The following is a 26545-nucleotide window of genomic DNA, read 5'->3' as shown; positions in this document are numbered from 1 at the left end:
CCACTAACTTTATGAGTTCAACACAATCACAACCGCACAATAAATCATTATTAGGCGGTGCTATGATTATTGCCGGTACCACAGTCGGTGCCGGTATGTTTTCCCTTCCTGTTGTCAGTGCTGGTATGTGGTTTGGCTATTCCATTGCCATGCTAATCGGTATTTGGTTTTGTATGTTGGTGTCAGGCTTAATGCTACTTGAAACCAACTTGCATTTTAAACCTGGCGACAGTTTCGACACGTTAACCAAAGTGACATTAGGCCAATTCTGGCGGATAGTTAATGGGCTTTCTATTACCTTCGTATTATATATTCTGACTTATGCTTATATCAGTGGTGGTGGCTCTATTGTGAACCACACCTTGTCAGGTATGGGCATTCATTTACCACAAAGTATTGCAGGCTTAGTTTTTGCCCTTGTGCTTGCTGCGATTGTGATGATTAGCACTAAAGTGGTCGACCGTATTACGACAGTAATGCTTGGCGGGATGATCATTACTTTCTTTTTAGCCGTCGGTAATTTGCTGATTGATGTGGAAACCGTGAACTTGTTAGTCCCTGACGGACAGGCGAGTTTTGCTCCATATATTTTAGCTGCCATTCCTTTTGGTCTGACAAGCTTTGGTTATCACGGCAATGTGCCAAGCTTAGTCAAGTATTATGGCAAGCAGCCTAATGTGATTATCAAGGCGATTTGTATCGGTACCTTTATCGCGTTAGTGATTTATACGTGCTGGTTAATTGCCACCATGGGCAATATTCCTCGTAGTCATTTTAGCGATATTATCGCTCAAGGTGGGAATATGGGCGTATTGGTTGCGGCATTGTCAGATGTGATGTCCAGTGCTTGGCTAAATACCATGTTAACTCTGTTTGCTAATTTGGCCGTTGCGTCATCTTTCTTAGGGGTGACCTTAGGTTTGTTTGATTATTTAGCAGACTTATTTGATTTTGATGAGTCGGCTAATGGCCGAATCAAGACCGCTGCAGTGACCTTTATACCGCCAACCATCTTAGGCTTATTATTCCCAGATGGTTTTTTAATCGCTATCGGTTTTGCCGCTCTTGCCGCGACAATTTGGGCTGCTATTGTGCCAGCGATGATGGCGTATAAGTCACGTAAAATGTTCCCTGATGAGAATAGCTTTAGAGTTCCTGGTGGTACACCGTTAGTGGTTGTAGTGATTCTTTTTGGTGTGCTAACAGCAGCTTGTCACTTATTGGCAATGGCTGATTTATTACCTGTTTATCGATAAGCTATACGCAATATTGATAATCTAAAAAAGCCCTCTATTGAGGGCTTTTTTGATGCAATTTTTCAACGTACTGAGTCGGTGATTGATGATGTAATCGCCTAAAACTTTTACTGAAGCTGCGTACACTGGCATAGCCAAGTAGCTGCGAAATCTCTTTAACCTCTTTGCCTTCAAGCATATATTTCACTGCTAAATTTCCTAAGATATAGCGCATTAACTCTGTAAAACTAAAGCCATTACGCTGCAATCGTCGCTGTAATTGTTGTTTCGAAAAACCACATAATTCCGAAAGGGAATCTAATGTGGGTAAACCATAAAAACGTATGTAATTCACCAGCTCATAAAGCACTTTAGGCGTGTCATGGGGTTGAGGCATATTTAAATATGAGTCGAGTTGATTGAGGCTAATACTACTTTTGTTATTGCGCTGAATATGTTGGGAGGTGGATAGCGAAGCCAAAAAGTGTTGTTCAGAGCTAATCAAGGAGTCGACATCAAGCCATATCTCGGTTTGCGGCGCATTCCAGGTCACTTTGGTTCCAAATATCGCTTCGCTCTCCTGTTGGTTAATGGCGGGGCCGCTGAGCATCACTTTAATCGGGGTGAAGTCTTTGCCTAAAAAGTGCTTGCAGGTATTTAGCAGTGTTAAGGCTATGCGGAGCGAGTCATGGGATTTGGCTTTGCCGCTGACATAGTTATTGCGATAGCACCATTTAATAATCTTATTCGACTGAGCACCGTAGTAACTTGCACCTGAATGAAAACAAGCCATGGCATAGTTAATGCGCCGAAAGGTAATTGCCAAGTCTGGAGTCGCCAAGAACCAGTTGTTAGGCATATTAAATTGGTTGACGGTTAAGTAGTGTTGGAGCGTCAACATATAATCTTGAACATTCGATAATTGCTCAATCTTACTCAGCCACATTGATACTTCCGAGTAAGGGATTAATGTCATGGGCTCATTCAACAAGCTTTGAGGGATCGATAGATCCTTTGCAGTGATGCCATAGTGAGCTTCAACCCCTTTTAGCACGGGTAAAATACAGCAAACTCGAATAAATGAAACTTCAAACGCCATGTCAATTTCTCGTTAAGTGCTTGGGTTCGGTAGATGATATTTAAGTAACTATATATATCAAAAAACATTGATAATTGATACGTATGGTTACTTTGTGTTGTGGTTTTGTCGTTTGGGTGCACACTACGCAGCATCTAAGTTAACAAGAGGTGCAATCACTATGAGTTTATTCAGTATGCCATTCGTCGATTCTGGAGTTGATGTTGCACTTCATGGTGTGGCTTTAGTTGTATTGGTCGGGGCTGTCGCTGCCGCAGGATTCGGTTTTTGGAAAGTTCACGAGTTGCCGATTCATAAAGCTCACAAAGAAAAACATCAACAAATAGGACTGATTACTGCGCTCACATGGATAGGGTTTATCTGGCATTGGGTTTGGGTGTTAGCAGTCATGGTCGCGTTTATTGATAGTGGTAAAGCATTAAGAAGGATCAGAGATATTTGGCGAGAGAATGAACGGGAAGAGCCTGTTACCGCCACTCCAGCAAAAGAGGAGATTAGCTCATGATTGAAGGTTTAGCAGTTTGGGCGTTGTTTATCTATATTTTACGCTTGGTAGGCATGCCTTGGAACAAAGGCACAAAAGCTTTTTCATACTTAGGCGGTGCTGGCTGGTTACTGTTTGTATGGGTAGGACTATTAAACTATGCGCCTATGGATATTACAGGTGGCTCTGTTGTGCAATCTCCGCATATTCAATTGCGTCCAGCTTCGACACAAATTAAAGGTAATGTAAAAGGTATCTATGTCGAACCTAACCAAAGAGTAACAGCAGGACAATTAATCTACGAGATAGATGATGAGCCTTATCAAATAGCGCTGAATAAGGCTAAAGTGCAGCAACAAACAGCTAAGGTTGCATTGTCACTTGCTAAAGAAGATATAGGTATCGCTGAAAAAGTGTTACACGCTGCGCAGTCTGATGTTGCGATTAATCAAAACCAACTGCATGCGAGTAAAAAAGACTTGGTGTGGAAGCAAACCACCATGAATCGTTATGTTGAACAAAACAGTAAAGTGGCTGACACCATTACTGAAAGTCAGCTGGATGAGCAACAAACGGCTGTCGATTTAGCGCAAGCGAAAGTGGATTCGTATGTGACACAAATTGCCAAATCGAATACCCAAGTACAAAAAGCAAAGTTAGATATTCAAAAAGCGCACTTAACAGTAGAAAGCCGTCAGTCTGATTTAGACAGTGAACTTGAAAATGTGGCTCAGGCGCAATGGAACTTGGACAATACCAAGGTTTTTGCACCTGCAGATGGTTATTTAACGAACTTCATCATGCGTGAAGGGCAGTATGTGGGGGTTGCACCTCGTATCCAAATGTATACCGATGAAAAGTACGTGCTTATGCGGGTGAATCATCAAGCGATTCGTAATGTGAAAGTTGGCCAAATGGCAGAGTTTGCTTCAGCAGTATATCCTAGCAAAATTTTCAATGCAGAAGTTGAAGGGATTATTGAAGCAACAGGTGAAGCTCAAGGTAGTTTGTTGGCTCGAGATGACAATGTTAGACAAACAACGGGGCAGAACATTAATAACAAGCATCACTTTGTGCGCTTAAAGTTACATGAGGCTGAAGGCTTTGATATTCCAGTAGGCTCTGTTGGCTTAGCATGGGTATCGGCGGCTAAACCTGTTGAGTTCCTCGCATTTTTAGATGTGATACGTGGAATTATTATCAGAATGAAGTCGCAAATATACTACATCTGGTCAATATAACCTCAGCTTATACAACCAAAGTTTGAATGGTATATCGCGTTAAAAACGCTCTCGCAAGAGGGCGTTTTTTTATGGTGCAAATTAAACTGATTATTCCCTCGACAGGCTAACTAAAACGGTCTTAACTATAGACATGATTTCCAAAATATTTGCAGTGTCAGTTTTAGTCTTGATAGTGAATATCAGATAACTTTGCCGTTAATCGCACTGAGCAAATATACATTTCAAGGATAGGTTTATGAATGTGACTCACTACATGCAAGGTCAGCCTTGCTGGGTGGAACTGGCCACTCATGATTGGTATTCCGCAAAAGGATTTTATCAAGCGTTATTTCAATGGCATCCTGATGATATGCCTATGCCAGAAGGGCATTACACTATGCTACAAATAGACGGAGATGATATTGCCGCTATGTATCAAATGCCCAAAGAAATGGCCAGCCTTCCCACGCATTGGGAGTTGTACTTTGCGGTTGATGATGTCGCTGAAACCGTTAAAGCTATTCAGCATGCTGGTGGAGAAATTATCGCAGGGCCACATACTGTGGGTGATTCTGGAAAAATGGCCGTCTGTCGCGACCCTGAAGGTGCTCGTTTTTCAATTTGGCAGGCGATAGAACATATAGGTATCAAGCGGACTTTTGAGCCAAACACCTTATGTTGGGTCGAGTACATGTGCCGCAATGTTGGCGTGTCGAAGAATTTTTATTGTCAGGTTTTGGGTTTTGATACTGAGTCAGTGGATATGTCAGAGGTGGGTGTTGCTGAATATGTGCAGTGGCTTGTTGCTAAGCAAGCTGTTGGCGGCATGATGGAGATGACCGAAGAGTTTGGTGATATGCCATCGCATTGGATGTTGTATTTTAGTGTCGATGATTGCGACATGATGGCGCAAAAGGCAGAGGAATTGGGCGGTAAAGTTTGCGTGCCTCCTACTGATATTCCAGATGTTGGCCGCTTTGCAGTGATAGATGACCCTCAAGGTGGGACGTTTTCTATTATCAAATTAAGCTTACCTGTTGCTAATGGATAATCTGCTTTAACTTAGGCTTTTGGTTTGATAGCTTAATGATGCTTTGCTGATGGTTTAGCAAAGCCTTCACGGAAATCAACAGAGCTCAAGGAAGCAGCATGCAGCAAACGAAAGAACACAAACTCGCTGAAATTCAAAAGAAAATGATGCTGGTGGCAATAATTGATTTACCTGGGACATTGCTATTAGCGATAGGTCTATATGGGATAGTTGTTGGCTACAGGCTTGAGGCTTTGCCAATGTTAGATAACCCCAATGTGCTTTACGTTATGATGGCCGTCGGTGCGAGTATCATGTTATGGGGTTTAGTCAGTATGTTTCGGCTTGCTCGTATCAAACAGCAAATAGAACACGATGATTCTTAAATAATGTGATTATTTTTACAAAAAAAGGCGCTATTTGCGCCTTTTTTAATGTGTTATTACTAGGTGTTAACTAAGTTTAGTTGATTGTTTTTGGAAGCTTTCTTCCGTAAATCAACAAGTAAATAGCAGGTATAACAAACAAGGATAATAACGGCGCAGTGACCATGCCACCGACCATAGGGGCGGCAATTTTTTGCATCACCTCATTACCTGTACCACTGCCCCACATGATTGGTAGCAAGCCGAAGAAAATGGTCGCAACCGTCATCGCTTTCGGACGAATTCGCATCACCGCTCCATGAATTAATGCTTCGGTTAAGTCGCTGCGTTGTTGGTATTGGCCTTGGCTTTTTCTATCTTTAATACTGTTATTTAAATAGACTTGCATGACGACCCCAAATTCAGCAGCCACGCCAGCCAGCGCAATCATGCCGACAGAGACTGCAACCGAGAAATTGAAGTCCAGTAAATACAATAGCCAAGCACTTCCTACTAATGAAAATGGCAAACTCAGCATAATCACTGAAGCTTGAGTGAATGAACCAAACGTCATCATTAGCAGCATAAATATCACCGCAATCATTAAAGGAATGACTAACTCCATTTTGGCTTCGACTCGCTGCATATACTCATATTGCCCAGCGAAGGTATAGCTATATCTTGCTGGTAATTGGATCTGCTCATCTAATGCTGCTCGAGCTGTCTCGATATACTCACCGATAGATATATTGTCTAAATCGACAAATACCCAACTGATTAACCTGCCGTTTTCGCTGGCCAACATGGGAGCCCCATCGCTAATCGTAATGCTGGCTAAATTGCCTAATGGCAAATATTTCCCTGTTTTTGTCAGGACAGGTAATGCGGTAAGTTTTTCTATGCTGTCACGCAACTCTCTTGGGTATCGAATATTAATGGGATAACGCTCTTGCCCTTGAATCGATTGCCCGACTTGCATACCGCCAATGGCCATTTGTACTACATCTTGTATGTCTTTCAATGTCATACCATATCGAGCAGCGTTTTTAAGATTTGGCTCAATATCAATATAACGTCCGCCGCTGGTTCGTTGGGCAAAAGCTGACTTAGTGCCAGGTAGTGAACTGACGACAGCTTCAATCTCAGTACCAATACGCTGTAACTCATCAATATTGGCGCCTGAAATCTTGATGCCAACGGGGGTACGCACCCCCGTGGAGAGCATATCAATACGGGTTTTAATGGGTTGAACCCATGCGTTGGTCATACCGGGGATTCTGACTGTTTGCTGCAACTCTGCAATGATCCCTTCAAGTGTCATACCTTCACGCCATGTATCACGAGGCGCTAACATGATTGTGGTTTCTAGCATGGTTAACGGTGCGGGATCTGTTGCGGTCATGGCGCGTCCGACTTTACCAAACACCCGCTTAACTTCAGGTACAGTCTTAATTAATCGGTCTGTTTGCTGCAAAATTTCAGCGGCTTTACCAGCGCTAACACCAGGTAAGGTTGTGGGCATATAAAGCAAGTCGCCTTCTTCGAGTTCAGGCATGAACTCACTGCCCATTTTCGTCATAGGATAAACCGCGCTACCTAGGGCGATTATCGCTAATAAAATGGTGAACTTGGGAAAGCGTAATACCAATCTGAGTAAGGGCTCATACATTGCAATGAGCAAGCGGCTGAGTGGGTTCTTTTTCTCGTCAGGGATCTTGCCTCGAACAAAATATCCCATTAATACAGGGATAAGGGTGATAGCCAGCAAAGCACTGGCTGCCATCGCAAATGTTTTAGTGAACGCTAACGGATGAAATAAACGTCCTTCTTGAGCTTCAAGAGCAAACACTGGAATAAAGCTTAAGGTGATAATCAACAGACTAAAGAAAAGCGCCGGACCGACTTCGATAGAGGCTTTGCGTACCAGCTCCCAATGCGCTTCTCCTGTGGGCGCTTGGCCTTGATGTTGCTGTCGGTAATGTTCAAGATGTTTGTGGGTATTTTCCACCATGACAATGGCTGCATCCACTACCGCTCCAATGGCAATGGCAATGCCGCCTAAACTCATGATATTGGCATTAACGCCAATCAAGTTCATCGCAATAAAGCTGATTAAAATTGAGATAGGCAGTGAAATAATCGCTACCAATGTTGAGCGAGCATGAAGTAAGAAAATCAGACAAATGATGCCAACAACCAACATCTCTTCTAAGACTTTGTTTTTAAGGTTATCCACTGAATTAAGGATGAGCTGTGAACGGTCATAAGTGATGACTAACTCCACCCCATCGGGTAAGCCGTTTTCGATTTCTGTCAGCTTTTGCTTAACATTGTTGATAGTGGATAAAGCGTTTTCGCCGTAGCGCATGACAACAATGCCACCGACCACTTCACCTTCACCGTCTAATTCTGCGATACCACGTCTTGCGCTTGGGCCTGTGCGCAGTTGGGCGACATCTTTCATCAATACAGGAATACCTGAATCAGAAACAATGCCTAATGGAATTTCGTTAAAATCAGCCAAGGTTTGGCGATAACCGGTTGAGGTAATCATGTATTCGGCTTCAGCCATTTCGATGACTGACCCGCCGGTAGAACTGTTGGAGTTATCGAGCGCATTTTTAACCGTCATCAAATCAATTTGATATAAGGCCAGCTTATGCGGATCGACAATGATTTGATAAGACTGCTCCATACCGCCAATCGTTGCGACTTCTGAAACGCCAGCCACACTTTGTAATTCAAGCTTTAAAAACCAGTCTTGCAGTGAACGAAGTTGGGCTAAATCATGCTGGCCTTTGCGGTCAACTAACGCGTACTGAAATACCCAACCAACCCCAGAGGCATCAGGCCCTAATGTTGGGGTGACATTATCAGGTAGCTGGGTTTGGGTTTGCGAAAGGTATTCCAATACTCTTGAACGAGCCCAATAAATATCGGTGCCATCTTCGAAGATGATGTAGACATACGAGTCGCCAAACATGGAAAAACCACGCACCGTTTTTGCGCCAGGTACAGCAAGCATGGCTGTTGATAACGGGTAGGTAATTTGATCTTCCACAAGCTGTGGTGCTTGCCCAGGATACGATGTTTTAACAATCACTTGTACGTCAGACAAGTCAGGCAAAGCATCCAGCGGTGTTGTTCGCATCGCTTGATAGCCAACTAATGCAACAACAAGGGTCAGTAGTAACACCATTGCTCGCTGCTTAATCGAAGTACTGATTATTTTTGCTAACATGACAGTCTCCGATTAATGATGCGCATGCGCATCTGATGTGTCAGTGGTGTTGTCTGCATTACTGCCACTTAGACGTTGTAAACTGCCTTGAATGCTGGCTTCGGAATCTAACAAGAATTGACCAGAAACAATGACTTTTTCACCTTCATCTAAACCATCAATAATCTCGGCTTTACCTTGAGCAATCATGCCAACTTTTACGGGAACTGAGGCAAAGCTGTTATTGTCACGCTGAACAACAACGCGATTTTCTCGTCCAGTAAGAATGAGCGCTTCAGTTGGAATTGAAAGCACATTACGTTTTGGCCCACCAAACAATTTTACATCGACCAGAGTGCCGGGTTTTAATTGCTTACCTGGGTTATCCAGCTTGATACGCACACGCATTGCTTTTGAGACGGGATCCAGCTCTGGGTATATGTAGTCAATGGTCGATTCTAAATCGAAAATCCCTTGAGCCGCAGAAGACACTTCAACGGGGCGTCCAATCTCAAGCCAGCTTTGCTCGTTTTCAAATACATCAGCAATCACCCAAACACTTTTTAAATCAACGATTTCAAATAATGTTGTGCCAGGTTCAACAAACATGCCGTGCCTTACCGACAGTTTGCTGACAAACCCATCTTGGTCAGCGTAGTAAGGTACGCGGTAAATGGTTTCACCTGTGCGTTCAAGTTGTTTGATGGTGCTATCACTCACTCCTAATAGCTCTAGACGCATGCGCGCTTTGCGCAGTAAGCTTGCGCCGCGTGCTTTATCTTGTTTAAGGTAATCAATGGCTTGCATATAATCATCTTGTGCAGTAATCAACTCTGGCGAATAGAGCTCATAAAGCAGTTGACCTTTTTTTACTTTCTGGCCGACATTGTGGACCATTAACGTTTCCAGCCAGCCATCAACACGAGTATGGGCGTGACCAATTCGGTTTTCATTGTATTCAACGGTTCCGATTGTACGTACTAATTTCCATAAGGTTCCGCTTGTAACTTGTTCACTGCGCATACCTAAAGCTTGTTGCATACCGCCTGATACGCCGACAAGTATCTCACTAGAACTTGCATCGCCCATGGTGACTTTTTCTAAATCCATACCACAAATAGGACAGCTGCCAGGTTCATCTGAAACCACGTGAGGGTGCATAGGGCAAACGTATTTAATATGACTCGTCTGTGCTTGCTTGTTAGCAGGTGTTAGCGTGGGTTTAGGTTGGCTTAGGATATTGTCTGCTTGCGTTTGGGTAGAAGTATCGACGACACTGGACGCCATTGCATGGGCATGTCCGGCATGTTCATCTGCGGAAAATTCCTCCTCTTCTTCTTTCACTAAAAACATATTGCACTGAGGGCAGCGGCCTTTTTCGTGGCTGGTTTCTTCTGGATGCATTGGGCAAACATAAGTAGAGGTATTTTTAGTCTCTTCTTGAGCGATATCTTTGGCAGCATGGGAGCCGGATACTTGTTTTGTCGACTGGTGAACTAAAAACATGTTGCACTGAGGGCAACGGCCTTTTTCATGGCTGGTTTCTTCTGGGTGCATTGGGCAAACATAACTCTGCTCAGTCGCTTGATGTATTTGACTATGCTGTTGTGCCTGAGATGGCATCGAAACAAGCGAGAACCCAACAGAAATCGCAATCAATATACAGTTTATGTGTTTCATAAAAACCTCAAATGGCGCTTATATGCGTCGCTGTGACGCTCAAATTCGCCTAAATATCTTGTCAGTAAAGCATTGAAATTGGCTGTGGCTATAACAGCTGACTTTCAGTATGAACAAGCGGTATTACTCTGTGATGTATCTCAGTGTATACCTACCGTTGTGCTCATGCCTTCTGTACCTATGCTTTGGCACAAGTAAAGCGGCTGATATAGCAAAGGTTGTTATACGATGGGAGGTTTGAATGCGGGTAAAGTTTGATGGAAAAAGAAATGCGGCAGAGCTGTGGCTTCTGCTTTGATATTAATGGGTGTCGCTAAGGTGATATCCAGGCTTTGCAAGTGACCGGTCATTGAGATTGTTAAGCAATGTCCACAGTCGATGCTGCATCCAGACACTGAATCACAACAGGCACTTGATGCCATTTGCACCATTTCAGGCATGGTGTCACAACATGAATGATCTTCTTCATCTGCTGAAGATGCCATTGCACTGCCCATGTGGTGCTTAACATTTGTATTAGAGGCGAGTTCGTAAGCGTCATGTGTCATGCTCGGCATAACCATCGCATAGCCATTAGTCACCAAACCTTGTCCGAGTAAAGCGAACAAAGCGAGGAAAGTCATGATGTGATGCGATAATGAAAGCTTCATGGTTCTCCAATCGGTGCCAACAAACAAATAAGTGATGAACATTTGAGGCAAGCAATGATACAAGTGCCAAATATAGCTTGTTAACAACTTGCCAGCAATCAAAGTGTCATAAAAAGCTTAACTTCTCATCTAGACCCATTAAAACCAAGATAGTTCAATGCGTTAATATGGCGTGTTTGATATGAGGAGTATTGTATCAAGTTAAAGAATCTTTGCGAATATGCTCAGCTTGTATTAGGTTTAAGTAAGTTGTATTGAGTCACTATTTATGTGGTTATTTAGATCTGGCTCTCATTTTGAGCATAATTTGGCAACTTATTAATTAAAACATGTCCTTAAATCATTTTTTTAAGGTTAAAACAACCTAGAATATAATTATTATTTTTAGAATTTAAAAATTATATTTTAGAGTTCAAAAATTATAAATTAAATATTCTATATTGGAGATGAGTGATGAACTGGCGTGCACTTTTTAAACCTAGCGCAAAATATTCAATTATTGCACTGATTATTGTCGGTGTGGTTATGGGTGTAGTGGGCTACTTCGCTACTCAACAAACTTTACATGCAACCAGTACAGATGAATTCTGTATGACTTGTCATAGTAACCATTCACTGAAAGATGAAGTCCTTGCTTCAGCTCACGGCGGCGGTAGTGCTGGTGTGACAGTTCAGTGTCAAGATTGTCACCTTCCACACGGTCCAGTTGATTACTTGATCAAGAAAATCATTGTATCGAAAGATCTATATGGTTTTGTGACTATCAAAGACTTCAACACGCAAGCTTGGTTAGATGAAAACCGTAAAGAACAAGCTGACTTAGCACTTGAGTACTTCCGCGCAACGGACTCAGCTAACTGTCAACATTGTCATACTCGCATCTACGAAGACCAGCCTGAAACAATGAAGAAAATGGCTAAAAGAATGCATGAACGCAACGCCAAGCAAGAAGGCGATAAGAGAAAGACTTGTGTAGATTGTCATAAAGGTGTTGCTCACCCTTACCCTAAAAAGTAAGTAGACCTATACAAGGGTAGTTCATTAGGAGTGATGACCTGAGAGACTACCGATTAAAAAAACCTCGCAATAGCGAGGTTTTTTTATGGCTTAAATTTGGAATCACCTCTTAAGAATAGAAGAAACGAATAAACAGAAAAGGAAATCAAAAGGCCGGCCGTTATTACGAATTTAACAATATGACCAGTTAAAAAACGATACCAATTACCATATCGCCGACACTCAAAGTTTGTATCCTCATATTAATTGAGCTGGGTAGCAGAGTTTGTTGCGAGCCATAATGTAGGTAATAACAAGGTAGGTAATGACAAGGTAGGTAATGACAAGGTAGGCAATTAAAAAAGCCCCACAACTGTGAGGCTTATATCAAAGCAGAAATATGATTATTTTTCTGCTGGTGGTAGGTCTAATACCTTTTGGCGGTAGACTAATAACCCAAAGACACCGAAAAAATATACCTTAATATAATCAATGAGTTTAAGTTTAAGTAAGCTGCTAAACATCGTATGGAATATCAGTAGCTGGAAGAAATGCATCATCACTGTAATCAGCAACAAGATATTTAAAATAATACTGACTTGCCCTTCAAAAGGAATAAACAGGTTATAAAACATCACTAACCAAGTGAGTAGGGTAAAGCTTTTACCTGCAGTAATAAAAAACTTCATTATTGACCTTTAATCGATTTGATATTGGAATAAACGGTAGATCACTTGACCTGCCTTTTTCTGTTTTAGCTCCACCCAAGTATTGGGTAGCTCAAGGACATCAAGTTCAGATTCCGTCTCGACATAAATCTGTGCATTCTCGTTGAGCCATTGCTTTTCATCCAGTAAAGCAATGGTCTTGTTCGCTAAGTTTTTTCGAAACGGTGGGTCGACAAACACGATATCAAAGCCTTGTTTATCCATTGGTCCTTTTTCAAGTATAGCCAAGCTGTCGCCATTAATGACGTCAGCATTGTCGCACTGTAAGGTTTGCAAATTTTGAGTTAGCTGTTTGGCTGCGCTGGTTTGTAATTCAAAAATGCGTGCATAACTGGCGTAACGAGAAAGCGATTCAAGACTTAATGCTCCGCTGCCTGCAAAGCAATCTAATACTCGTGCACCACGAACATCACTTGAAAGCCAGTTAAACAGGGTTTCTCGTACTCTGTCAGTGGTTGGACGTAAACCTTCAAGGTTATGAATAGGGAGCTTACGTGAACGCCATTGCCCTGAAATGATTCTGACTTGGCCGCTTGCCGAGTTATTTTTGGACATTTTGCCCTCGTGATTTTGCCTGAACAAAGAAAGTGGTAGACTATGCAACCAATTAGAATACTCGATATTTTATACCAAACTGAAGTGTAAGGGTGAGCAATCCTTTGTACATTATGATGAATGGGCTATCGAGACTATTTTTCCGAATTTTTTAGCTCAATAAGCACTGGTAGTAGACATGGCAAAGAAAGGTTTTTTTTCGTGGTTTCGTAAAGACAAAACCAAAGAACAAGAGAAAGTAACAACCGAGAGCGCACAAGAGCAAATTGATACCAGTCATGCTGATCAGCAAGCGCAAGAACAGGAAGCAGCACGCATTGCTGAAGAACAGCGTCTGCAACAAGAACATGAGCAAGCCAAGCAGGAACAAGCGCGTCTAGAAGCCGAACGCCTTCAACAAGAACGCCTTGAGCAAGAACGTCTTGAACAAGAAGGTTTAGCTGCGGAACAACTTGCTGAGGAACAAGAAGCTGCTCGTATTGCTGAAGAACAGCGTCAGCAACAAGAACGTGAGCAAGCAGAGCTTGAGCAAGCCAAGCAGGAACAAGCGCGCCTAGAAGCCGAACGCGTTGAGCAAGAACGCCTTCAACAAGAGCGCCTTGAGCAAGAACGTTTAGCTGCGGAACAACTTGCTACGGAACAAGAAGCTGCTCGTGTTGCTGAAGAACAGCGTCAGCAACAAGAACGTGAACAAGCCGCCCTTGAGCAAGCCAAGCAGGAACAAGCACGTCTAGAAGCCGAACGCGTTGAGCAAGAGCGCCTTCAACAAGAGCGCCTTGAGCAAGAACGTCTTGAACAAGAACGTTTAGCTGAGGAGCAACTTGCAGCAGAGCAAGAAGCAGCCGAACAAGAGGCGGCACGTATTGCTGAAGAAGAACGTTTAGCCGAAGAAGCGCAGCAAACTGATGCTGAACTCATTGATGAGCCGCAAGCAAAACCTGCTAAAGAAGGCTTATTTGCACGACTAAAGCGTGGCCTATTACGCACCAGTGAAAACATTGGTAGCGGGTTTATGGGTATTTTCCGCGGGAAAAAAATTGATGACGAGTTATTTGAAGAACTCGAAGAGCAACTACTGATTGCAGATGTGGGCGTTGAAACCACGACTCGCCTAATTGATAGTTTGACAGAGAGTGCATCACGTAAACAGTTAAAAGATGCTGAAGCTTTATATGAGCTGATGCGTGATGAAATGCAAAAAATTCTCGATCCTGTTGCTATCCCTCTTGTACCTGAAAACAGTGACGGCCCTTATGTTATTTTAATGGTTGGTGTGAATGGTGTTGGTAAGACAACCACCATAGGTAAATTGGCAAAACAGTATCAAAAACAAGGCAAATCTGTCATGTTAGCTGCGGGCGATACTTTCCGTGCAGCAGCTGTTGAGCAATTACAAGTATGGGGTCAGCGTAATGATATTCCGGTTGTTGCGCAACATACTGGTGCAGACAGCGCATCCGTGTTATTTGATGCATTGCAAGCGGCTAAAGCACGAAACGTTGATGTATTAATTGCAGATACCGCAGGACGTTTACAAAACAAAGGTCACTTGATGGAAGAACTGAAAAAAGTTGTTCGTGTCATGAAAAAATTAGACCCTAATGCACCGCATGAAGTGATGTTAACGCTAGATGCAAGTACAGGACAAAATGCCATTAGCCAAGCGCAATTATTCCAAGAAGCGGTTGGTGTAACAGGCATTACCATCAGTAAGTTAGACGGTACAGCAAAAGGCGGGGTTATTTTTGCTATTGCTGATAAGTTTACTATCCCAATCCGTCATATCGGTGTGGGTGAGCAAATTGATGATTTACGTACCTTTAATTCAAACGATTTTATCGAAGCATTATTTAGTCAAGACAAGGCAGAATAGTCATATATGATCCATTTTGAGCAAGTCAGTAAAATTTATCCAGGTGGCCAAAAAGCCTTGTCAGAAGTCAATTTTCGCCTGCATCAAGGTGAAATGGCGTTTTTAACCGGACATTCTGGCGCTGGTAAAAGTACCTTGCTCAAATTGATCACTGTGATCGAACGTGCTAGTGCAGGTAAAGTCTCAATTAATGGCCATGATATTGCTAAGTTAGGCAAAAAACATGTGCCATATCTTCGCCGTAATATCGGTATGATATTTCAAAACCATCACCTATTAATGGATAAAAGCGTATTTGATAACGTGGCTTTGCCTCTTGTTATTGAAGGCTTTTCCCATGGTGAAATTCGAAAGCGAGTTGCTGGTGCTTTAGATATGGTTGGTTTATACGGTAAAGAGCGCCATCTACCGGTCATGTTATCAGGCGGTGAGCAACAACGTGTTGGTATTGCCCGAGCGATTGTTAATAAACCGCCTTTATTACTTGCCGATGAACCAACGGGTAACTTAGATCCTAAGTTATCGATGGATATTTTGCGGTTATTTGAGACCTTTCATGATGCGGGAACAAGTGTGCTTATCGCAACCCATGACTTGGGCTTAATTGCTCGGATGAAATATCGCACCTTAACCCTACGCCAAGGCAAGATGCTAGGTGGTGATGAGATTTACACGACAGATACTCAGGGACAGGCGTAATGACAAATAAGGTGAGCATTACCGCAAGCAAACTACCGTTTACTGGTCGATTAGTGATGTTTTTCGTTCGTCATATTCAACAAGCGATGGCGAGTATTGGTGAGTTGTGGCGAAACCCTATTTCGTCAGTGATGACCATGGCAGTATTAGGGGTCAGTTTAAGCTTACCTGCGGCGCTGCAAGTCTTAGTAAAAAATGCAGAGAATATTACCCAATCGTGGAATAACGCTGCAGAAATTTCATTATTTATTAATGAAGGCCGAAGTGAGCAGTCCATTCAAAGCCTAATTTCCCGTATAAAAGTGTATGCCGAAGTGGATGTGGTTGATTATATTAACCGAGACCAAGCACTAGAAGAGTTTCAACGTTTATCTGGTTTTGGCGAAGCATTATCTTATTTAGATTCAAACCCGTTACCTGCCGTGGTGGTGGTCACACCTTTAGCGCGCCATTCTAGCCCAGAAGGGGCAAGGCAGTTGCTGGCTAAGCTTGAGCAAGAGCCTGAAGTGAGCTTTGGCCGCTTAGATATTGAATGGCTAGAGCGTTTGCAAGCCATGGTTAGATTAATAGAGCGTACTGTTTTAGCCATAGCGGCCTTATTGGTTTTGGCTGTGGTATTGGTTATTGGTAATACGATTCGCCTGGCTATTATGAATCGCCGCACTGAAATTGAAGTGATGAAACTTGTCGGTGCGACAGAAGCGTTTATCCAGCGTCCCTTCCTTTATACAGGTATTTGGTATGGTGTAATCGGTGGCGTTTTGGCGTGGATTATTATCAATTTACTGGTTTGGTACCTCGATTCTGCACTTGCTGAGCTATTGGGTTTGTATGGTAGTCAGTTGCAGATCCAATCTTTGAGTGTGGCTGAGTTAGTTAAGCTAGTACTGCTAGCTTCGTTCTTGGGGTGGTTGGGTTCATATTTGTCTGTTAGGCAACATCTTCGTGCAATTGAACCGTCTTAATAATTCTGTCGTATAGGCATGCTAGATTAAGACTATCGAAAAAATGAACATTTGTTCACTTGCATTTTCTTATGTTTCAGACGACTATCATTTAGCGCATATTTTATGTGCATTTCGGTGTTGAACCACTGTTGACATATCTTGTCTTATAATAGATAGTTCACCACTTACTTAAAATCTTTTAAGTAAAAAAAGTGTTCAAAACGCAGTAACTAGTAGGAGCTTTAATGGCCTTTCAATCGCAATCTATGTCACTCACTGTCCCTAGAGGAAGTAGCAGCTTAGAAGCATACATGCAATCAGTCACAGGCATCGAGATGCTTGGGGCAGAGGAAGAGCATGAGTTAGCTAAACGTTTGCAAGAAACTGGTGATCTACAAGCTGCGAAGAAATTAATTATGTCTCACTTGCGCTTTGTTGTGCATGTGGCGAAAGGTTATTCTGGATATGGTTTGCCGCAAGCGGACCTTATCCAAGAAGGCAACATTGGTTTGATGAAAGCAGTAAAACGCTTTGATCCTGATGTTGGTGTGCGTTTGGTGTCTTTTGCTGTGCATTGGATTAAAGCGGAAATTCATGAGTACGTGCTTAAAAACTGGCGTATCGTGAAAGTTGCAACCACTAAAGCGCAACGTAAATTGTTCTTCAATATTCGTAAAACTAAAAAGCGTTTAGGCTGGTTTAGTGATGAAGAAGTTGGCATGGTTGCAGAGAATCTTGGTGTGTCTAAAAAAGACGTTACCGAAATGGAGTCGCGAATGGCGGCGCAAGATCCTGCATTTGACTTAACCAACGACAATGACGACGACAGCAGCGCTGATTTTGCTCCTGTTCATTACCTAGAAGATCACTCTTCTGATGTGGCATTAGAAGTTGAAAATGAAAACTGGGAATCGGATTCACAAGCTCGTTTATTCTCAGCGATTAAAACCCTTGATGAGCGAAGCCAGCATATTTTGCGTTCTCGCTGGTTAGATGACGATAAAACCACATTGCAAGAACTTGCAGCCACTTATCAAGTATCGGCTGAACGTATCAGACAGCTTGAAAAGAATGCAATGAACAAATTGAAATCTTGTATGGAAATCTAAGTTAATTAGTGATGCTACCAAGATGATTAAAACCTGCTCCGGCAGGTTTTTTTATGCCTTGAAAAGACTGAGTATGTCTTTAGTTGTTTACTTCATTCAAGTTGGCTTTAACCGCAGCAATGATCGCTTTTCGAGGAACTTTAAGGCTTGTAGTGATGACATTTTCAGGCCATGAATAATACTGGCGAGGACGTTTAAAGCGTGCCACTTTCGCCAGGACATGTTGCTGTAACGATTCGATTACCTTTGCTGTAAGGGACGAGTGTTTATCTGTTAGCTGGATAATGGCAGCGGGTAATAAGCTAAACTGTGGGTCAGCTTGAGCAAATACCACTGCATCATTAACTAGAGGGTGCGACTTTAGCGCAGCTTCAATCTCCTCTGGGTGAATATTTTCGCCGCCACAGATAAACATATTATCAGTGCGTCCAAGCAAGTATAAATTGCCTTTTTCGTCCTGCTTTGCTCGGTCTTGAGTATTGAACCAACCTTGTGAATCCAGTGGCAATGTTAGTGATGCTTGGGTGATTGCTGCGTGTGAAGACTCATTTTTATCTGAGTCAGCCAAATAACCCAAGAATAGGCAGTCGCCTTTAACCCAAATGGTGTTATCGACGATGTTAAGTTGGCGATGCAATAATACTTGGCCGAGATGCCCCTGTGGATTGATAGCTGCCGTGGTGATTTGCGAACTCATCTCAGACATACCGTAACTGCAATAAGCATTAACTTGTTTGTCAGCAAGCGCTGAGACTAAATGAGGTTCTATAGCGCCACCACCTAATAATAAGGCTTTGACACTATCTAATGCGTGGGGATGTTGTGCAAGTAGCTTACTTAATTGCGCCGCAACCAGCGAAACGTGAGTCACTTTGCTTTCAATGATCTGTTGCCACAAAGCTTGGCTATCATTTAACACCACTGCTGCACCAGCAAGAGCGCATCGATTAATGATGGCTAAGCCACCAATATGAAATAGCGGCAAGGATAATAACCAGCTATCACCCTGTGCTAACGCGATGTTGTTAGCAGAACCTACTGCACTAGCAATGTGGTTTTCCAAGCAATGTACAACGGCTTTTGGCGCACCGCTAGAGCCTGAGGTCAAAATGATATTTAACGGTTGCTGGGGATTTATTTTAGGTATCGCGCCACCTAAAGCAGCGTTAGATAGCGAGATGGTAAGTTGCTGCTTGTTTACGACGCGATTATTGTCCGCTTTGTTATTGTGCTTAATGCTTGATTCATCCATAAATGAAGGTTCAAGCCATATCGCATCAATGTTAAAGCGTTGACATAATTGGTTAATTTGCTGTGCAGGAAAGCGTGGGGAAATGGGTAACAACACGGCACCCAAGTCAACACAAGCCCAATATAAGCAAACCATTTCGAGATTATTTTTGCTGACACAAGCGAGTCGGCTATGTTGTTTAATACCCTGAGTTTGCAACGTCTTAACTAGGTGGCAAACCATGGCACTGAGTTGCTGATAGGTTAACGAACCCACTGAACTTGATGCTTGCTTGATGGCGATAACATTCGGTTGATTAAGGGCTGTTTGATGCAATGGAGAAATCATCTTCATACCTATTTTATGCTGCCTACTTTTGCTCAATAGCGACCAGAATTAACCTTGGTAGTGTTGAAGCAGTTGACATACCTCAAGGTTAAGTTGATTGTCTGAGTTCATTAATGGCTGAGTAAAACTGGCAAGTGTGTCAAGCCCAGGAATTTCGTCTGGTGTTAACACTGCAGCAAGTTTCGCAAGATCCCCAATCCCAAGATTGGCCTCTAAACTTGAACTTAAAATACACCGCACGCCATGGCTAGTAGCAAGGTTAATCAGCTGAACTAATTTATCAATATTACCGAGTACCATAGGTTTGATTATCAAGGCTGCTAGTCCTTCAAGCATTTCAAACTGGTAATGACCATCATTTAAGGTTTCATCAAGTGCAAAGGGGATATGTAGGCTTTGGTATACAAGTTGGCTTTGCTCGGGCGTTTTACAAGGCTCTTCGATGTACTCTATAGCTTGTTTAGGTAGGCAAGCTAAGAACTCAATAGCTTGCTCAACGCTAAAACCTTGATTGGCATCAAGGCGTAATTTCAGTTTTGGATTAATAGCTAAAATTTGATGAATAAATGCAATTTCTTGCTCGATACTTGCCTGAGCAACTTTAACTTTAATGGAATAAGTCCCTATAGGTAACGCATTAACTTGCTGCGTTAAGGTCTCAATACTGGTGTCGTCTTTATAATAAAATAGGCCAACTTTACGTTCATCAACATGGGCATATTGAAATTGTGATGACGATTTAAACCCGAGCAAACTTAACCCTAAACCTATAGATGCAAAGGGCGCTTGATTGGCAAGTTCATTCAGTGCCTTGATAGGTTGCCCTATCAAAGAAGGTAACTGTTGTTCAAGGTATTCAATGACCTGTGATAATGATTCAGGACTAAACCCAGTTAGCGGTTCACCTTGAATATCAACACCTGACAAAGGGGCTATTTCAACAAACTCTGGGGCGCAGTTATCAAATGTGGCACTGATGATTAGCCCTAAACGTTGATTAATTCGCTGACTGGCGACGGGCAGAGCCGGTTCAAGGTCAATTTTATATTGATGTATGCTCAGTTCTCGGATGCTTGCTTGCGCCACATTGTCAGTCGTTTCGCCAATTTGAGTAGAGCATGAATGGCTTAAAGGTTGTGGGGCATCAAAGTGCATAAAGCAAATATCCTATAAAGCGATGGCCACCTCGGTTAAGGTGGCTAAATTTCATTTACCGTTAAAGGTTAGCTAAGGATATAAAAGTTGTACTATCCTTGCGGCAAACATCTGTGGTTGGGCTTTATGGGTATTGTGGCCAGAATTCGGAATACTGATCACCGACATATCGATTTTTTCTTGCCACTTAAGCGCCAGCTTAGAAAACTTGCTGTCTTGCTCACCCACCAACATGTATCTTGGGCAGTGTAATTGTTTCAACACTTTTTGGCCATTATCTTGTAAACTCAATGAAGTGCTTCTAAAGCAATGGAGTAGCGCTTGCGGATCATTTTTACTGCGTATACTAATCAGCTGCTCACGCGCGCTGTCTTGTAGATCTGCAAATACAGGCTGCTGATACCATTGGGCTAAAAAGTCAGTTATCGGCATATTATCGAGTTTATCTGCCCACTTTTGGTCATGTTTCAAACGAGCTTGTTTATCTCGAGTGGAACATAAGCCTAAATGGGCGGATTCTAGCATTAAACTTAACAATGCTTGTGGGTGGAACTTCGCAATGTGCAAAGCAACGCGCCCACCAAGAGAGTAACCCAGTAAATGAAACTGCGGGTAACCTAGCTTGATCACTTTATCGACAATGGTTTGAGCTAATACTTCAAAACCAGGAGAAGGTAATATTTGATCGTTTTCACCATGGCCTGGTAAATCGATACAGATACAATGAAAGTACTGGCTTAAAATGGGCAAACTGGCTTGCCAATCTTCTTTTGAACCTAAAAAACCATGTAATAAAACCAGTGCTGGTAATGCTGTGTCACCGTAACGTTTAATGGTTGGCATTAGTGTTGTTTCACCCATTGTGCAATGAGCTTTATTTGATCGCTTGCCTGATTGGGGCCAACATTGACTTCAATTACAGAAGTCCCTGCATAAGCCATCGCATCAGTATAAGCCTCATTAAAGCTAGATAAACAATCTACTTGGTTATAAGGCAAGCCAAACATGGCAGCGGCATAACCAAACTCCAGCCCGTGACTTAAACGGTAGAATTCATCTCTGACCGCTTCATTTGGCACAGGTAATAAATTAAAAATATTGCCGCCATCATTGTTGAGCACCACGATCACAAAAGGGTTTGTGATTTGTTTGCAGATAGCCAGCGAATTAAGGTCATGTAAACTGGATATATCACCAATTAACAAAGTACTAGGTTGTTGCGTGGCAAGGGCCATACCGCAGGATGTTGCAATTAATCCATCAATACCAGATGCACCACGATTGGTATAAATATGCGGTGTTTCACACGTTATAGGAGAAAACATGTCGTATAAGCGCACCGGTAAACTATTTCCAATAAACCACTGGTGGTTTGAGGTCTGCGCTTTAGCAAGTTGACGTACAACTTGCGGCTCACCAAAACTACTTTGATCTATGTGCTGTGTGAACAGCGCCTCTAGTTGCTGGTTCATTTCAATTAAAGGTAAAGCCCAATTTGCTGAAGATGAACGGGGCCAAGGCGCGTTACATATGGCTGAAACACTGGCTTGCCAAATACGTTTAGATTGATGGTTAGGATCGAGTCGTTGCTGATTAGGAAGTACTTGCCAATAACTGTGCCATTGATGTTGTGCAATAAAGCTAATAAGCCTTTTTGAGATAAATCGGCCGCCAAATACCAATAATCTATCTGCTTGCTCTACAAATTTGGTTGCTTTGGGGTGTAGCATCAATTGATCAATATGGCCGATAACACTTGGGTGTTGTCGTAATTGTGACTGCGCATCTGTGACGACTGGCCAGCCTAACTTTTGTGATAATTCGATGATGAGTGATGGATTATCATGAGGTGAAAGCGTACCCACTACAATGATGCCTTTGCCATGGACAAAACGCATCATGGTGTCTTCTGAGGGCAGGTTATTACAGGAAACCTGGCCATAGTCGGTATAAGGGTGGCTGTGATTTGCCCATTCTGAGATCGGTTGAGTATAAGATGCTGATGATGCTATCAGTGCTGGTAAACTCTCCAACTCGCTTGGGTAAAGTGGCTCACGATACATGCAATTAAAATGCACAGGTTGTTGAAGGTTAGCCACGGTTTCGTCAATTGTTGTTAAGAGTGTGTTTGGACTGATAGCGAGATCTGGCGTTGGCAAATTCACTTGCTTGGCATAATCAGCAAAAATAGCAGGTTGGATAATGGCTTGATTGGCACCGCAGCCAATAAGCTCAGGTGGCCTGTCTCCACTTAATACAATTAATGGAACTTGAGTTAACCATGCTTCAACGATGGCAGGGTATAAATTAGCAACAGCTGTGCCTGATGTAGTCACTATTGCAACTGGACTATTGCTGGATTTGGCAAGGCCTAGCGCCATAAAACCAAGTCCTCGTTCATCAAAATGCATATGGCGCTCAAGTTTATGTTGCGCCGCCGCAGCTAGGGTTAAAGGCGTTGAGCGTGAGCCTGGAGCCATGCAAACATGTTTTACGCCAAGCCGAGCTAGCTCTTCTAGGATTAACGCACCCCATAGTAAGTTAATGTCAGACGTAGGTTGTGTTTGCATAGTAATAAATACCCAATTAAAAGTGGCTGAAACCTAAGGTTTCAACATGGTTGTTTACGCTAAGTGTTAACCACAAACCTTACAGAATGTGAGTCACTGGCTTAATAAATGTTGGCTATTTTCATCAGTATAACCAATAAATTAATTATAAAATGTGCGTTACGCTTGATTGTTAATCCATTCGCTCATTACAACATGAGTTTTAATTTTGACAATATCGGCTTGCGCATCAATATACTCTCGAATTTCATGTAATCGCTTCATGGATGCCGCATTGACATACACCAATAAATCCATTTCTCCGGTGATTCCTTGGCAAGTGATTACCTCTGGAATGGCGTGGAAGACATGGACAACATCGGCGCAATTTGCCCGTTCATGCTGAATTTCAAAATAAGCGGAAACGCCTTCTTTTTGTGACTCGCTTAATAACACTTGATAGCCACGAATGATCCCTGATTGCTCGAGCTTTTTAATCCGCTCGGTTACAGCACTACGTGATAAGCTGACTGTCTCAGCGATATGAGAAATACTTTGGCGGGCATTGGCACGTAGTGCATTAATGATGAGTTGGTCGAATTTGTCCATGTGAAGTCTTACTCGCTTTAAAAGGCTGAACCGTTATAAGTGGGCCGCCATAATGTCGGTTTTTTGCATTAAACCCGTCAATATGGTGGTTTAATCCATTATCTTGTGGGGTATTTACGGCAGTTTGTTTATCATTTTAATTTTATAATTCTTTCAAACTTCACCACAGAATAAGCCAATGAATCAAATTACAGGAACGATAGGGCGCTGGCAAGGTGCCGGGTTGATGGCCACCACTTTGCTAGGTACAGGGGTATTTATTTTGCCGCAAATGACCATTGCGGTGGCAAATAGTGGTGCATTATTGGCGTGGGCTATATTAACCATCGCCATTTTGCCTGTTGCGGTGGTGTTTGGGTTATTGGCTAGTCGCTTCCCACATGCCGCAGGGCCTGCCTATTTTATTGAGAAAGCTTATGGCACCACAGCAGGGCGCACAATAGGATTAATTTTCTTGTTTGTGATACCTATTGGAGCGCCAGCAGCGATTTTAATGACTTTCCAGTTTATGGATGCACTTGTGTCTATTACTGGCTGGGGGCAATTAGCGGCCGAACTCACCATTGTGGCGGTATTGTTACTGCTTAATTATCGCGGGATTCAAGTTTCGGCCAAGTTGCAATTTGCGTTAACGCTAGCCATTGTCGCTGTTGTTGCTGTGCTATTTGGTGCGAGTGGCACCAATGTCAGCCAAGTGGAATCTTTTGCAAGTATGGCTTCACCAGAAGCTTCTACAGTGATGTTAGCTATGGGGATCGGCTTTTGGAGCTTTTTGGGCATCGAAGCCATGACACATTTAGCCAATGATTTTAACGATCCTAAAAAGGATATGTTACCGGCTATGATGATAGGCACTGTCCTCGTTGGCGTGATTTACCTTATCTGTACTTTATTGCTGTTGATGGTGCCAAGTGATAAAGAAGGCTTAGCCATGATCCACGCATTCAATGTGTTATTAGGTGATATCACTTGGCAAGGCATGGGTGCACAAGTGATTGGAGTATTAGGTATTGCCAGTGGTTTGGCGACGGTCAATGTGTATTGTGCAAGTGCAGCGAGATTATTGTGGAGTTTCAGTAAAGAAGGGGTGCTGCCAAGTTATTTTAGCCAGCTTAATGGCTATGGCGTGCCATTACGTGCGTTGAACACTATTTTGACCATCATGGCATTGGTCATCACCTTAACCTTTGTGACAGAGCAAAAGCTTGAAGATCTTATTGCATGGAGTAATGGTGTGTTTGTGATTATTTATCTGCTGACCATGCTATCGGCAGTAAAATTGCTCAGCAAACGTTATTTGCCATTGATTATTGGTGGTAGTGTATTTTGTATTGGCGTGGGCATCGCCTTAGCTGAAAATATGCTGTATTCATTTATTTTACTGGTGGTGATAGCTCCGTTTATGTATTGGCAGAAACAGCATCAAGCTCGCAAACAGTTGGCGTAGTACTCCCTAGGTTACCAAAACAAAAAACAGCGCTTAATGCGCTGTTTTTCTGTGACTAAATTATGCAAAAACCGAGTTAGCGTTGCTCCATGGCAATATTACGCATTTGAATGACTTCACTATGCTTTAAATACAGCAAATCAGCAGTTCGGCGAATGATTTGATCTTCGTTTCGGCACAATTTGCCATCAGAGTATGCCAGCTTCCACATACACAGTAGCAGCTTTTGCTTTTGCTCAATTGAGCATTGAGCATTAATTTCGGCGGTGAACTCAAATAACGACGTTGCGTTACCTTGAACTAATTTGGCCTCGTCAATTAATGCATTTGCTTCAGCTGAACTGATATTTAAGCTGTGACTAATCATGCTTGGGAGCATGGCGACTTCTTGCTCATCGAGCGTCTCATCTGCATACATGACTTCAAGCAGTAAACTCACTGCGGCTAATTTTAGCTGTTGCGCTTGCTCTTCAGGGGTCACTGCTTGAGCATGGGATTGTAAAAACTGTTTCAGTTTCGCGATCATTTTGCCTCCTACACGCCAGCTAATGAGCGCATTTAATGGGAAATCTATATTGATTAAGCTTAACAGAGACAATAATGCCGAGCGAATTGCTCGGCATTAAATTATGTTAATCCTAAATGCTGTTTGGCTTATAGCAATGAATTAACACCTTTCATCAGCAAATCGACTGTACCTTCGCTGCCGTTAGTCTCTAAATATGATTTAGCGATATCGACCATAGGCGCTACGTATTCTTTTTTGATACCAAGTTGTTCAAATGCATCATAAACCATAGCTGCACCTTCAAATGACTGACCTAAGTCACCCGCCTGGGATAATAACCCTGACATACCAGAATCTGAAGATAGCTCAGGTACTGCTGCGAGTAATGCATCGGCTCCAGGAATACTGTTTGATAGCTGGCTGAAATCAGAACCGCCTAGGTTTGATTGCGCTAGGCTTAAAAGCGTGCCTAACCCGCCTTCAGCTTGTTCTTGGCTTAACCCTAGTTGTGACATGACATTACCAACTAAGTCAGTAGATTGAGTAGCCGCAGTGTCTACTTGTTCTACTTTCTTTTCATCGCTTCCAAATACACTGTCTAACCAACTTGCCTGTGCTGGTGAAGTTACGGCAAACATCGCTATTAGAAGACTTACTGCAGGGCTTAATTTCATCATGGCCATCCTGTGGTTTTGTTGAATGATTAAAGGTGAGGTATCGATATTCTGTCACCATTTTAACGTTATTCACAAAAATGTGACAATTGATTTGATTAACTTCTATTAAGCTTCAATATCAATTGTGC

General features: G+C 42.6%; 24 protein-coding genes. 11 read left to right on the top strand and 13 right to left on the bottom strand.

The window, feature by feature from the left end; genetic code table 11:
- Positions 1-11 precede the first annotated feature (11 nt).
- Entirely contained in the window at positions 12-1256 is a 1245-nt protein-coding gene (mtr, locus tag AB4128_RS00970) for a tryptophan permease (RefSeq protein ID WP_055025393.1), read from the top strand.
- A gap of 34 nt (positions 1257-1290) precedes the next feature.
- On the opposite strand, the gene AB4128_RS00965 is transcribed toward mtr, so the two are convergent.
- Entirely contained in the window at positions 1291-2334 is a 1044-nt protein-coding gene (locus AB4128_RS00965) for a helix-turn-helix domain-containing protein (protein WP_065110191.1), read from the bottom strand.
- Between the two features lie 160 nt (positions 2335-2494).
- On the opposite strand from AB4128_RS00965, the gene AB4128_RS00960 reads away from it, so the two are divergent.
- From AB4128_RS00960 to AB4128_RS00945, 4 genes are all read left to right on the top strand, one after another.
- Complete coding sequence (locus AB4128_RS00960; RefSeq protein ID WP_055025415.1) at positions 2495-2839, top strand: hypothetical protein; 345 nt, start codon at positions 2495-2497, stop codon at positions 2837-2839.
- A complete protein-coding gene (locus AB4128_RS00955; protein ID WP_080914607.1) occupies positions 2836-4059 on the top strand; it encodes an HlyD family secretion protein in 1224 nt (407 codons plus the stop codon). The genes AB4128_RS00960 and AB4128_RS00955 overlap by 4 nt, the downstream gene beginning before the upstream one ends.
- 238 nt (positions 4060-4297) lie before the next feature.
- Entirely contained in the window at positions 4298-5092 is a 795-nt protein-coding gene (locus AB4128_RS00950; RefSeq protein WP_372036338.1) for a VOC family protein, read from the top strand.
- Between the two features lie 98 nt (positions 5093-5190).
- Positions 5191-5457, top strand: a complete 267-nt coding sequence (locus AB4128_RS00945) for a tetraspanin family protein (RefSeq protein WP_080914608.1) — start codon at positions 5191-5193, stop codon at positions 5455-5457.
- A gap of 76 nt (positions 5458-5533) precedes the next feature.
- Here the strand turns inward: AB4128_RS00945 and AB4128_RS00940 are convergent, their stop codons facing one another.
- From AB4128_RS00940 to AB4128_RS00930, 3 genes are all read right to left on the bottom strand, one after another.
- Positions 5534-8677, bottom strand: a complete 3144-nt coding sequence (locus AB4128_RS00940; protein ID WP_080914609.1) for an efflux RND transporter permease subunit — start codon at positions 8675-8677, stop codon at positions 5534-5536.
- A gap of 12 nt (positions 8678-8689) precedes the next feature.
- Positions 8690-10336: an efflux RND transporter periplasmic adaptor subunit gene (locus AB4128_RS00935; protein WP_372036335.1), complete on the bottom strand. Its 1647-nt coding sequence runs from the start codon at positions 10334-10336 to the stop codon at positions 8690-8692.
- 221 nt (positions 10337-10557) lie between these two features.
- Positions 10558-10986: a hypothetical protein gene (locus tag AB4128_RS00930; protein ID WP_156003102.1), complete on the bottom strand. Its 429-nt coding sequence runs from the start codon at positions 10984-10986 to the stop codon at positions 10558-10560.
- A 453-nt stretch (positions 10987-11439) separates the two neighbouring features.
- Between AB4128_RS00930 and AB4128_RS00925 the strand changes: the two genes are divergently transcribed.
- On the top strand, positions 11440-12003 hold the full coding sequence (locus AB4128_RS00925; protein WP_055025386.1) for a NapC/NirT family cytochrome c: 564 nt from the start codon (positions 11440-11442) through the stop codon (positions 12001-12003).
- Between the two features lie 383 nt (positions 12004-12386).
- Here the strand turns inward: AB4128_RS00925 and AB4128_RS00920 are convergent, their stop codons facing one another.
- Positions 12387-12671 carry a DUF1145 domain-containing protein gene (locus AB4128_RS00920; protein WP_055025385.1) on the bottom strand — a complete coding sequence of 95 codons (285 nt, stop codon included), beginning with the start codon at positions 12669-12671 and terminating at the stop codon, positions 12387-12389.
- Positions 12672-12680: 9 nt separating this feature from the next.
- On the bottom strand, positions 12681-13265 hold the full coding sequence (rsmD, locus tag AB4128_RS00915) for a 16S rRNA (guanine(966)-N(2))-methyltransferase RsmD (RefSeq protein ID WP_055025384.1): 585 nt from the start codon (positions 13263-13265) through the stop codon (positions 12681-12683).
- A gap of 178 nt (positions 13266-13443) precedes the next feature.
- On the opposite strand from rsmD, the gene ftsY reads away from it, so the two are divergent.
- The 4 genes from ftsY (at position 13444) to rpoH (ending at position 17893) form a co-directional block, all read left to right on the top strand.
- Positions 13444-15138: a signal recognition particle-docking protein FtsY gene (gene ftsY / locus AB4128_RS00910; RefSeq protein ID WP_372036331.1), complete on the top strand. Its 1695-nt coding sequence runs from the start codon at positions 13444-13446 to the stop codon at positions 15136-15138.
- 6 nt (positions 15139-15144) lie between these two features.
- On the top strand, positions 15145-15837 hold the full coding sequence (gene ftsE / locus AB4128_RS00905) for a cell division ATP-binding protein FtsE (protein ID WP_055025382.1): 693 nt from the start codon (positions 15145-15147) through the stop codon (positions 15835-15837).
- The gene (gene ftsX / locus AB4128_RS00900) at positions 15837-16802 is read left to right on the top strand and encodes a permease-like cell division protein FtsX (RefSeq protein ID WP_055025381.1); all 966 of its coding nucleotides are present in this window, start codon (positions 15837-15839) and stop codon (positions 16800-16802) included. Before ftsE ends, ftsX begins: the two co-directional genes overlap by 1 nt.
- 227 nt (positions 16803-17029) lie before the next feature.
- A complete protein-coding gene (gene rpoH / locus AB4128_RS00895) occupies positions 17030-17893 on the top strand; it encodes an RNA polymerase sigma factor RpoH (protein WP_055025380.1) in 864 nt (287 codons plus the stop codon).
- A 79-nt stretch (positions 17894-17972) separates the two neighbouring features.
- Here rpoH and menE read toward each other — a convergent pair whose 3' ends face one another.
- The 5 genes from menE to AB4128_RS00870 all read right to left on the bottom strand — a co-directional run bounded on the left by menE (position 17973) and on the right by AB4128_RS00870 (position 23785).
- Positions 17973-19472 (bottom strand): o-succinylbenzoate--CoA ligase, encoded by a 1500-nt coding sequence (gene menE, locus AB4128_RS00890; protein WP_372036328.1) that lies wholly within the window; start codon positions 19470-19472, stop codon positions 17973-17975.
- 48 nt (positions 19473-19520) lie between these two features.
- Positions 19521-20627, bottom strand: coding sequence for an o-succinylbenzoate synthase (gene menC / locus AB4128_RS00885; protein ID WP_372036327.1), 1107 nt, complete (start codon positions 20625-20627; stop codon positions 19521-19523).
- A 72-nt stretch (positions 20628-20699) separates the two neighbouring features.
- Complete coding sequence (gene menH / locus AB4128_RS00880; RefSeq protein WP_372036325.1) at positions 20700-21470, bottom strand: 2-succinyl-6-hydroxy-2,4-cyclohexadiene-1-carboxylate synthase; 771 nt, start codon at positions 21468-21470, stop codon at positions 20700-20702.
- Complete coding sequence (gene menD, locus AB4128_RS00875; RefSeq protein WP_372036323.1) at positions 21470-23197, bottom strand: 2-succinyl-5-enolpyruvyl-6-hydroxy-3-cyclohexene-1-carboxylic-acid synthase; 1728 nt, start codon at positions 23195-23197, stop codon at positions 21470-21472. Before menD ends, menH begins: the two co-directional genes overlap by 1 nt.
- Positions 23198-23356: 159 nt before the next feature.
- Positions 23357-23785, bottom strand: coding sequence for an Lrp/AsnC family transcriptional regulator (locus tag AB4128_RS00870; protein ID WP_055025377.1), 429 nt, complete (start codon positions 23783-23785; stop codon positions 23357-23359).
- Between the two features lie 178 nt (positions 23786-23963).
- Between AB4128_RS00870 and yjeH the strand changes: the two genes are divergently transcribed.
- Positions 23964-25232 (top strand): L-methionine/branched-chain amino acid transporter, encoded by a 1269-nt coding sequence (yjeH, locus tag AB4128_RS00865; RefSeq protein ID WP_080914619.1) that lies wholly within the window; start codon positions 23964-23966, stop codon positions 25230-25232.
- Positions 25233-25308: 76 nt separating this feature from the next.
- Here the strand turns inward: yjeH and AB4128_RS00860 are convergent, their stop codons facing one another.
- Both AB4128_RS00860 and AB4128_RS00855 read right to left on the bottom strand, forming a co-directional pair.
- The gene (locus tag AB4128_RS00860) at positions 25309-25758 is read right to left on the bottom strand and encodes a TerB family tellurite resistance protein (protein WP_055025375.1); all 450 of its coding nucleotides are present in this window, start codon (positions 25756-25758) and stop codon (positions 25309-25311) included.
- Between the two features lie 128 nt (positions 25759-25886).
- Entirely contained in the window at positions 25887-26414 is a 528-nt protein-coding gene (locus AB4128_RS00855; RefSeq protein ID WP_055025374.1) for a DUF2780 domain-containing protein, read from the bottom strand.
- Positions 26415-26545 lie beyond the last annotated feature (131 nt).

Source organism: Shewanella sp. 10N.286.52.A9 (assembly GCF_041468985.1).
Taxonomy (GTDB): domain Bacteria; phylum Pseudomonadota; class Gammaproteobacteria; order Enterobacterales; family Shewanellaceae; genus Shewanella; species Shewanella japonica.
Note: the sequence above shows the minus strand (reverse complement) of the source record. Positions and strands in the feature narration are given on the sequence as shown.

Bases quoted from the DNA above. Each gene is read 5' to 3' on its own strand.
- AB4128_RS00935 (WP_372036335.1), bottom strand. From the start codon at position 10,336: ATGAAACACATAAACTGTATATTGATTGCGATTTCTGTTGGGTTCTCG.
- AB4128_RS00855 (WP_055025374.1), bottom strand. From the start codon at position 26,414: ATGAAATTAAGCCCTGCAGTAAGTCTTCTAATAGCGATGTTTGCCGTA.
- AB4128_RS00940 (WP_080914609.1), bottom strand. From the start codon at position 8,677: ATGTTAGCAAAAATAATCAGTACTTCGATTAAGCAGCGAGCAATGGTG.
- menH (WP_372036325.1), bottom strand. From the start codon at position 21,470: ATGCCAACCATTAAACGTTACGGTGACACAGCATTACCAGCACTGGTT.
- AB4128_RS00925 (WP_055025386.1), top strand. From the start codon at position 11,440: ATGAACTGGCGTGCACTTTTTAAACCTAGCGCAAAATATTCAATTATT.
- AB4128_RS00960 (WP_055025415.1), top strand. From the start codon at position 2,495: ATGAGTTTATTCAGTATGCCATTCGTCGATTCTGGAGTTGATGTTGCA.
- AB4128_RS00950 (WP_372036338.1), top strand. From the start codon at position 4,298: ATGAATGTGACTCACTACATGCAAGGTCAGCCTTGCTGGGTGGAACTG.
- AB4128_RS00930 (WP_156003102.1), bottom strand. From the start codon at position 10,986: ATGAAGCTTTCATTATCGCATCACATCATGACTTTCCTCGCTTTGTTC.
- AB4128_RS00920 (WP_055025385.1), bottom strand. From the start codon at position 12,671: ATGAAGTTTTTTATTACTGCAGGTAAAAGCTTTACCCTACTCACTTGG.
- ftsE (WP_055025382.1), top strand. From the start codon at position 15,145: ATGATCCATTTTGAGCAAGTCAGTAAAATTTATCCAGGTGGCCAAAAA.
- AB4128_RS00965 (WP_065110191.1), bottom strand. From the start codon at position 2,334: ATGGCGTTTGAAGTTTCATTTATTCGAGTTTGCTGTATTTTACCCGTG.
- AB4128_RS00945 (WP_080914608.1), top strand. From the start codon at position 5,191: ATGCAGCAAACGAAAGAACACAAACTCGCTGAAATTCAAAAGAAAATG.
- AB4128_RS00955 (WP_080914607.1), top strand. From the start codon at position 2,836: ATGATTGAAGGTTTAGCAGTTTGGGCGTTGTTTATCTATATTTTACGC.
- AB4128_RS00870 (WP_055025377.1), bottom strand. From the start codon at position 23,785: ATGGACAAATTCGACCAACTCATCATTAATGCACTACGTGCCAATGCC.
- AB4128_RS00860 (WP_055025375.1), bottom strand. From the start codon at position 25,758: ATGATCGCGAAACTGAAACAGTTTTTACAATCCCATGCTCAAGCAGTG.
- menE (WP_372036328.1), bottom strand. From the start codon at position 19,472: ATGATTTCTCCATTGCATCAAACAGCCCTTAATCAACCGAATGTTATC.
- menC (WP_372036327.1), bottom strand. From the start codon at position 20,627: ATGCACTTTGATGCCCCACAACCTTTAAGCCATTCATGCTCTACTCAA.
- mtr (WP_055025393.1), top strand. From the start codon at position 12: ATGAGTTCAACACAATCACAACCGCACAATAAATCATTATTAGGCGGT.
- yjeH (WP_080914619.1), top strand. From the start codon at position 23,964: ATGAATCAAATTACAGGAACGATAGGGCGCTGGCAAGGTGCCGGGTTG.
- menD (WP_372036323.1), bottom strand. From the start codon at position 23,197: ATGCAAACACAACCTACGTCTGACATTAACTTACTATGGGGTGCGTTA.
- ftsX (WP_055025381.1), top strand. From the start codon at position 15,837: ATGACAAATAAGGTGAGCATTACCGCAAGCAAACTACCGTTTACTGGT.
- ftsY (WP_372036331.1), top strand. From the start codon at position 13,444: ATGGCAAAGAAAGGTTTTTTTTCGTGGTTTCGTAAAGACAAAACCAAA.
- rpoH (WP_055025380.1), top strand. From the start codon at position 17,030: ATGGCCTTTCAATCGCAATCTATGTCACTCACTGTCCCTAGAGGAAGT.
- rsmD (WP_055025384.1), bottom strand. From the start codon at position 13,265: ATGTCCAAAAATAACTCGGCAAGCGGCCAAGTCAGAATCATTTCAGGG.